The organism is Exiguobacterium sp. s56, assembly GCF_018618255.1.
In the GTDB taxonomy this organism is placed as follows: domain Bacteria; phylum Bacillota; class Bacilli; order Exiguobacteriales; family Exiguobacteriaceae; genus Exiguobacterium; species Exiguobacterium chiriqhucha.
On sequence record NZ_JACSLR010000012.1, the window covers coordinates 98,293 to 105,981 of the forward strand.

Here is a 7,689-nt window from a genome sequence, read left to right on the forward strand (position 1 = left end):
AAACACAAGCGGCGAAGGGGTCATTTCGCTGCTTGTGTTGCTGTTATTTTGCCTTATCGGCCCATACTTTTGTGAAGTCTTGGAGCATCTCGTCTCCGGTCTTTTGACCACCGACGTACGCTTGCATCAACGCGCCGTACTCGTTGACCGCGCCATCCGGATACTTGAACCAGTTCCATGAAATCGTCTTGCCTTCGTTCGAATAAGCCAAGATGTCGTCAGCAAGCGGACCGAGGTCGTTCGCTTCGATCGACTTGAACGCCGGAATGAATTTGAATTTGTTGACCATGTAATCTTTACCTGTATCAGATGTCGCCATCCATTCGAGGAAGTCTTTCGCTTCTTCTTTATACTTCGAGTTTTTATTGACGACCCAGTTGTTCGGGACGCCGACCGGGAGACGATCCATCTTCTCTTTGTCATCGTTGATTGGGATTGGGACGAAGCCCATCTCAATGTCCGGATTCACGTCGAGAATCATCTGTTGCGCCCAGTTCCCTTGCTGAAGCATTGCCGTCTCACCTTGAGCGAACTGTGTGACTTGCGTGTTATAGTCCGTCGTGAGCGGGTTCTTATTGCCGTATTTGATGGTGAGGTCGAACAGTTTCAAGAATTGTTGGAACTGCTCATTGTCCTCGAATTTTTCTTTATTCTCGTTGAGTGCCTGGATGAACGCATCCGGGTCGTCTTGTTGCGCCATCGGAATGTTGAGCAAGTGAATTCCGAGAATCCAAAACTCGGCATAACCGACCGAGAACGGTGTGATGCCTGCTTTATCCAACTTCTCAGCCGCATCCGTCAACTCAGACAACGTCTTCGGCAACTCACTGATGCCCGCCTTCTCGAACAGCTCCTTGTTGTAGATGAAGCCGTATCCTTCCAAGTTCATCGGCATCCCGTACAGTTTTCCGTCCATCGTCATCGGTTCCTTGGCCACTTCCGTCAAATCCCCGACCCACTTCTCGCCTGACAAATCTTCCAATTTGTCTTTCCATGTCTGAGCTTCGGTGAATCCGCCGTTATTGAAGATGTCCGGCTCGTTGCCTGACGCGAACTGTGACTTGAGCGCAGCGCCGTAATCGGCTCCGCCGCCGACCGTTTGAACGGTCACTTTGACGCCCGTCTCTTCCTCGTATTCTTTCGCCATCGCTTCAAGATCTTTGGCGATTTCCGCTTTAAACTGGAAGACGTTCAACGTGACGTCTTGCTTGTCCCCGTTATCCGCGTTCGCATCGTTCGATCCTTCATCTTCCGTAAGCGACCCGCCGCCACAGGCCGCAAGCGTCAATACCATCCCTGCCGTCATGACGGCAGTTGATAATCTCCATTTACGTTTCATTTCGCTTCCTCCTAAGTATAGAGTCGACAATCCTTCAACATTCGGTACACCCTAACTTTAGATGAAAACGCTTCCATTATGTAGGTGTCAAAATTGACGTGTAGGGTGGAAAATGTTGCACAGAAAACCAGGACTTTCTTATTGAAAAGAAAGTCCTGGTTTTAGTTTCTTCTATATAATTACAACAGGCTGATTCCAGCTTCTTCACATGCTGTGATCATCTCACTCGGCCAGACCGAAGATTGGACTTCACCGATGTGACGAGCACGAAGCAAATACATGGCGACACGCGATTGCCCGATGCCGCCCCCGATTGTAAGCGGGAGACGTCCTTCGAGGACCGCTTGGTGGAACGGGTACTTGCGTTTGTCTTCAGCTCCGGCTGTCACCAACTGCTCGGCAAGCGCTGTCTCGTCGACACGAATTCCCATCGATGACAGTTCGAACGCCGATTCGAGTTCCGGGTGCCAGACGAGGATATCGCCGTTTAGCGACCAGTCGTCATAGTCAGCCGCGCGACCGTCGTGCTTATCGCCCGAAGCGAGTGCGCCGCCGATTTGCGAGAGGAAGACCGCACCGTACGCTTTACAAATCGCGTGCTCACGCTCTTTTGGTGTAAGATCCGGGTAAAGGTCTTCTAACTCTTGGCTCGTCAAGAAGTGAATCGACTCTGGCAAGATCGCCTCAATTCCGTACATCGTTTCGACCGTCTGTTCCGTCTCGCGGAGTGCCGCGTAAATCGTTTCGACCGTCGCCTTCAAGTACTCCGTCGTCCGGTGTTCCCGAGCGATGACACGTTCCCAGTCCCATTGATCGACGTGGAGTGAGTGTGTCGCGTCGAGTTCTTCATCCCGACGGATGGCGCGCATCTGTGTGTACAACCCTTCACCGACTTCGAATCCGTAGCGGCCGAGCGCTTCACGTTTCCACTTCGCGAGCGACTGAACGATTTCGAGTTCATGCCCTGGATACTGCGTATCGAACTGGATGATGCGTTCGACACCGTTCAAGTGGTCGTTGACACCGCTCGCCGATGTGACGAACAGTGGGGCCTGAACTTGTGTGAGTCCGAGCGCCGTGCTGAACTTGTCTTCGAATGTCGCCTTCACTACTGTAATCGCCTGTTGTTTTTCCTTCATCTTGCTCATTGCTGTTGTTGTCATGTTTTCTTCCTCCAATTGTGGGATTTCGGGATGGAGCAATAGAAAAAAGCCCTCCAATCCCATGGACTATGGGACGGAAGGCTTCAAGCTCCGCGGTGCCACCCAAATTAGTAGACGAATCTACTCACTTTTTCGAGACGAACATCTCGTAGTTCCGATAACGGGGAACAGTCCGGCTACGTCTACTTGCAAAGCGTTCGGGTAGCGACTCCAGGAGGTTCTTCGACAGAGATTTCAGTCCGGGCTCTCACCTTCCCCGGCTCGCTTTGCTTACGTCTTCTGTGTACTCGTCCTTTCAATGTCGTTCACAATTGAATTGACCCAATTATTATCAATATTCAGACGAATGTCAACCACTTTTTCAAAAAAAAATTCTCCCCCGTGTAGCGAACGGGGGAGATCCCTTGGGCAGGGTTATTTGATCGAGCCGCTCGTAATCCCTTTGATAATATGCTTTTGCATACCGAAGAAAAAGACGAGGAGCGGAACGATCCCAAGGACTAAACCAGCAAGTGCCAAATCCCATTGTTTTGTATATTGTCCGAAGAAATAGAACGTCGCGAGCGGAATCGTCCGCAGCTCGATGTCTCGGAGGACAAGTGAAGGTAAGAGAAAGTCATTCCAAATCCAAAGGCTGTTCAAGATGACGATTGTCACCGTGATTGGTTTGAGGAGCGGGAAGACAATTCGCCAAAACACGCCCCACGTCGAGCAACCGTCAATGATGGCCGCTTCTTCAATCTCTTCCGGAATCGACTTCATAAAACCATGATAGAGAAAGACGGAGATGCCGGACCCGAAGCCGAGATACATGACCATCAGTCCCCAATGACTGTTTAAAAGACCGAGCAGGCTCGACACTTTCACGAGCGGAATCATGATTGACTGAAACGGGATGACCATCGCCGCGACGAACAAGAAGAAGATGACGGTCGAAATCCAATGTTTTGTCCGGACGAGCTTCCAGGCCGCCATCGAGGTGAACAGCACGATAAGAAGGTTCGCCCCGGCCGTGATGAGAAGCGAGTTCAAGAAGACGCGTCCGTAGTTCATCGCCTCCCAGGCTTCTGTATAGTTCGACGCGAGCCAGACGCTCGGCAAGGCAGACGTGTTCGTGTAAATCTCGGCAATTGATTTGAACGAGTTGACGATGACGTAATAGAACGGGACGAGATATAACAGTCCAAGTAGAATCGCCACCAGTTCGACGAGAGCGAGACCGGCCGTATATCCACCCGCCCGCAGCGGTTTTTGCGGTAGCAATCGCTGGGAAGATGAATCGACCTTCGCTTCGATGCGTTCAATTTTTTCTGTCGTCATGCCTCCACCTCCCGCTTTTTCGTCAAGTAGACTTGAGTGACGGTAATCGCCGCGACGACAAGGAAGAAGATGACCGCTTTCGCCGAGCCGAGCCCGTAATTATTATTCACGAATGATTCTGTATAGATGTTCAAGGCGAGCATCTCTGTCGATTTGAATGGGCCACCGTTCGTGAGCGACAAGTTCGTGTCGAACACTTTGAACGACCAGGAAATCGTCAAAAACAGACAGATGGTGATCGACGGCATAATCATCGGTAACGTGATGTGACGCAACATCTTCAACCGATTCGCCCCATCGATTTTGGCCGCCTCCAGCAAATCCGTCGGCACGTTTTGAAGCGCTGCGATGTAGATGACCATGACGTAGCCTCCGCCTTGCCAGATGGCGACGATGACGATGCCCCAAAAGGCTGTCTGGGCGTCACCGAGCCACGGCAGTTCGAACAGACTCCATCCGGTCAGTGCCCCAATTGATTCAAAGCCCTTCACATAGATAAACTGCCAAATGAATCCGAGAATGAGCCCGCCAATCAAGTTTGGCATGAAAAAGACGGTGCGCAGGATATTGCGTGTCTTAATGTTCATCGTCAACAGTAAGGCCAGTAAGAAACCGACGATGTTCGTCAAGATGACGGCCACAATCGTGTATTTCGTCGTAATCCAGAACGAGGCGCGGAACTGTTCATCCTCGAATAGAATCCGCTGATAGTTGTCCCACCCGACTACGTTCAACTGACCCGTCACACCGTTCCAATCCGTGAAGCTGTAATAAATCCCGTTTATGAACGGTATGAGCACAATCGCCACAAACGCCAAAAAGGCCGGACCGACGAATGCGATAAAACTCGCTGGTTTCTTCCAATTTCGTCTTCGCTTGTGTTGTTTTGGTGTTTCTGTCATGTTCATCGCCTCCACTATCAACTTACCTTCAAACAACCAAAATGAAAACGGATACATTTGACGGAAAGGGTGGAATATATTGCACTCAATGGGTGAATTATACGAGACGATGCGTTATGATAAACTCAATGACAACACGAACGAGTCTTCCTGAATGAAGAATTAAACCTTGATTCTAAGTCGATTCACGAATGAAATGAAATAAACCGATTACAATGTTCGAAAGTGGAGGGATTTTATACATGACGACGATTAAACCGTTATCCGACCTAACGATTGCCCAACAAGCCGAGATGTTGCCCGTCAAAGAGATTGCGGAAAAGCTCGGTTTACAAGAAGATGACCTCGACCTATACGGGAAATATAAAGCCAAGTTATCCTTCGACGTCATCGATCGGATGGCGACTCGCGAAGACGGGAAGCTCATTCTCGTCACGGCAATCAATCCGACTCCAGCCGGTGAAGGAAAGTCGACCGTGACCGTCGGGCTCGGCCAAGCGCTCAACCAACTCGACAAACAAGCGATCGTCTGTTTGCGAGAACCGTCGCTCGGGCCGACAATGGGCTTAAAAGGCGGTGCCGCCGGCGGAGGATTCAGCCAAGTGTTGCCGATGGAAGACATCAACCTTCACTTTACAGGCGACATGCACGCTATCACCGCGGCCCACAACACGATTAGCGCCATGCTCGACAATCATCTCCATCAAGGGAACGACCTTGGCATCGATGTCCGGAAAATCGTCTGGAAACGTGTGCTCGACTTGAATGACCGGGCGCTCCGTCACGTGACGATTGGCCTTGGCGGCATTGCCCATGGCGTACCTCGTGAAGACGGCTTTGATATCACGGTCGCGTCTGAAATCATGGCCATCCTCTGTCTCGCCGATTCGTTGACTGACCTCGAGGCACGCATCAAGCGAATCGTCGTCGCATACGATCGGGACAATGAGCCGATCACGGCCGAACAAATCGGTGCGGCCGGTGCCGCGACACTGCTATTGAAAGAAGCGTTCAAGCCGAACTTGGTGCAAACACTTGAACAGACACCAGCCCTCGTTCATGGTGGTCCGTTCGCCAATATCGCGCACGGATGCAACTCATTGATTGCGACGAAAACCGCGCTCAAGCTCGGTGAATATGTCGTCACCGAAGCTGGTTTCGGAGCCGATCTTGGCGCCGAGAAATTCTGTCATATCAAGTCACGCATCGGAAAATTGAACCCGGACGCCGTCGTTCTCGTGGCAACAGTCCGTGCTTTGAAAATGCATGGCGGTGTCGCCAAAGACCAACTCCACGTCGAGAACGTCGGAGCTGTCGGAAACGGGTTAAAACTTCTCGCCAAACATGTCGAGACGATGGGGAAACTCGGTTTGCCGACCGTCGTCGCCCTCAATCGATTCAATTCGGATACAGCCGAAGAGTTGGCGGCCGTCCTCGATTGGTGTGAAGCGAACCACATTCGAGTGGCGCTCAGTGAAGTGTGGTCGAATGGTGGACAAGGCGGTCGTGCCCTCGCCGAGGCCGTCATCGACACGATTGAGTCGAACGAGAGTTCGTTTACCCCGCTCTATGCGTTAACCGATTCCATCGAACAGAAAATTTTGACGATCGCCCGTGAAGTGTATGGAGCGGCCGACGTCACCTTTACCGCAACCGCGAAAAAACAGATGGCACAAATCGAAGCGAACGGCTGGCAGAGCTTGCCGATTTGTATGGCGAAGACGCCGTTCTCGCTCTCGGATGACCCGACGAAACTCGGATACCAACACGGGTTCACCGTGACGGTGCGAGAGTTGAAACCGTCGGTCGGCGCTGGCTTCCTCGTCGCCTTGACAGGTAACGTCTTGACGATGCCGGGTCTGCCGAAACAACCGGCCGCCTTGAATATGGGGATTGATGAGACTGGGAAAGCGATTGGCTTATTCTAATCAAGACAACGGAGGGATAGGGATGGACGTCACGGAACATACGTATGCGGATGGATACCGGACACAACTATTGCACGTCAAGGCCAGACAACCGATTGGAAATTGTTTCATTTTCCATGGGATGCTTGAACATCATCAACGTTATGTCGAATTCGCTGATTTTTTGTCAGAAATTGGTTTTAATGTGTTTCTGTGCGACCTTCGCGGCGCCGGTTCCTTGGCCCGAACCCAGTCCACTTACGCTCATCTATCTCCACACGAAGGATTTGATCAAATGGTCGACGACGCCATCTCGCTCCTCGATCACTATCAAGATGAATTGCCGACCGTCGTCCTCGGCCATAGTTTCGGCTCGTTGCTCGCGCGTCGACTCGGTCAACAGTTAGGTCATCGCTTGGCGGGTGTCATCGCCGTTTCCCCGCCCCCGCATTCTGGATTGATTGGACGTGCCGGACTGTATGCGATCGATTTGGCCATTCGGTTCAAAGGGAGCACCCATGAATCCCGTTTATTCGAACGCTTGTTGTTCGGACGATATAACTTGAAATTCTTACCCGCCACGACCGAGAGCGATTGGATTTCTAGTGTCCCCGAGGAAGTGATCGCCTATATGAACGACCCGGACTGTGGTGGGATTCCGACGCTCGGATATTTACACGAGGTAGCAAAAGCGTCACTCGATGTGACCTCTGCCGCCCGGATACAAGAACATCCGAAAACACTACCAATTTTGTTCGTCGTAGGTGCCGATGACCCCGTCGTACATGACGGAGAAGGACTCTCCGGAATCGTCCGCAAACATCAGGCCGCCGACATCGAATTGACCGTGCTGTCTTATGATCAGGCTCGCCACGAAGTGCTTCGTGAGCGCCAACGCCAAGACATCTGGACGGACATCGGCGACTGGATGCATCACACGATACGAATCGCAAAAAGAACCTCCATTTCTGATATGCTCCCCAATAGGTAGACAGATGAAATAACAAATCTGTTTATTCTATTGGGGAGTGTTTTTTATGGCGAGAAGTCGACATTCA

The 7,689-nt window shown here is 51.4% G+C and carries 6 protein-coding genes and 1 other annotated feature; of the genes, 2 read left to right on the forward strand and 4 right to left on the reverse strand.

Annotated features, from left to right (window positions below):
* Positions 1-43 precede the first annotated feature (43 nt).
* The 4 genes from KNP71_RS11930 to KNP71_RS11945 form a co-directional block, all read right to left on the reverse strand.
* Positions 44-1,339: an ABC transporter substrate-binding protein gene (locus KNP71_RS11930; RefSeq protein ID WP_029596061.1), complete on the reverse strand. Its 1,296-nt coding sequence runs from the start codon at positions 1,337-1,339 to the stop codon at positions 44-46.
* Positions 1,340-1,518: 179 nt separating this feature from the next.
* Positions 1,519-2,502 carry an aspartate--ammonia ligase gene (gene asnA / locus KNP71_RS11935; RefSeq protein ID WP_021067832.1) on the reverse strand — a complete coding sequence of 328 codons (984 nt, stop codon included), beginning with the start codon at positions 2,500-2,502 and terminating at the stop codon, positions 1,519-1,521.
* A gap of 66 nt (positions 2,503-2,568) precedes the next feature.
* Positions 2,569-2,810, reverse strand: a binding site (T-box leader).
* 106 nt (positions 2,811-2,916) lie between these two features.
* Positions 2,917-3,822: a carbohydrate ABC transporter permease gene (locus tag KNP71_RS11940; protein WP_251132803.1), complete on the reverse strand. Its 906-nt coding sequence runs from the start codon at positions 3,820-3,822 to the stop codon at positions 2,917-2,919.
* Positions 3,819-4,724, reverse strand: coding sequence for a carbohydrate ABC transporter permease (locus tag KNP71_RS11945; RefSeq protein WP_058765715.1), 906 nt, complete (start codon positions 4,722-4,724; stop codon positions 3,819-3,821). Before KNP71_RS11945 ends, KNP71_RS11940 begins: the two co-directional genes overlap by 4 nt.
* A 242-nt stretch (positions 4,725-4,966) precedes the next feature.
* Between KNP71_RS11945 and KNP71_RS11950 the strand changes: the two genes are divergently transcribed.
* Positions 4,967-6,652 carry a formate--tetrahydrofolate ligase gene (locus tag KNP71_RS11950; protein WP_214830765.1) on the forward strand — a complete coding sequence of 562 codons (1,686 nt, stop codon included), beginning with the start codon at positions 4,967-4,969 and terminating at the stop codon, positions 6,650-6,652.
* Positions 6,653-6,674: 22 nt separating this feature from the next.
* Entirely contained in the window at positions 6,675-7,622 is a 948-nt protein-coding gene (locus KNP71_RS11955) for an alpha/beta fold hydrolase (RefSeq protein WP_214830766.1), read from the forward strand.
* The last annotated feature ends 67 nt before the right edge of the window (positions 7,623-7,689 follow it).

Coding starts and splice junctions, on each gene's coding strand:
- KNP71_RS11930 (WP_029596061.1), bottom strand. CDS start 1,339: ATGAAACGTAAATGGAGATTATCAACTGCCGTCATGACGGCAGGGATG.
- asnA (WP_021067832.1), bottom strand. CDS start 2,502: ATGACAACAACAGCAATGAGCAAGATGAAGGAAAAACAACAGGCGATT.
- KNP71_RS11940 (WP_251132803.1), bottom strand. CDS start 3,822: ATGACGACAGAAAAAATTGAACGCATCGAAGCGAAGGTCGATTCATCT.
- KNP71_RS11945 (WP_058765715.1), bottom strand. CDS start 4,724: ATGACAGAAACACCAAAACAACACAAGCGAAGACGAAATTGGAAGAAA.
- KNP71_RS11950 (WP_214830765.1), top strand. CDS start 4,967: ATGACGACGATTAAACCGTTATCCGACCTAACGATTGCCCAACAAGCC.
- KNP71_RS11955 (WP_214830766.1), top strand. CDS start 6,675: ATGGACGTCACGGAACATACGTATGCGGATGGATACCGGACACAACTA.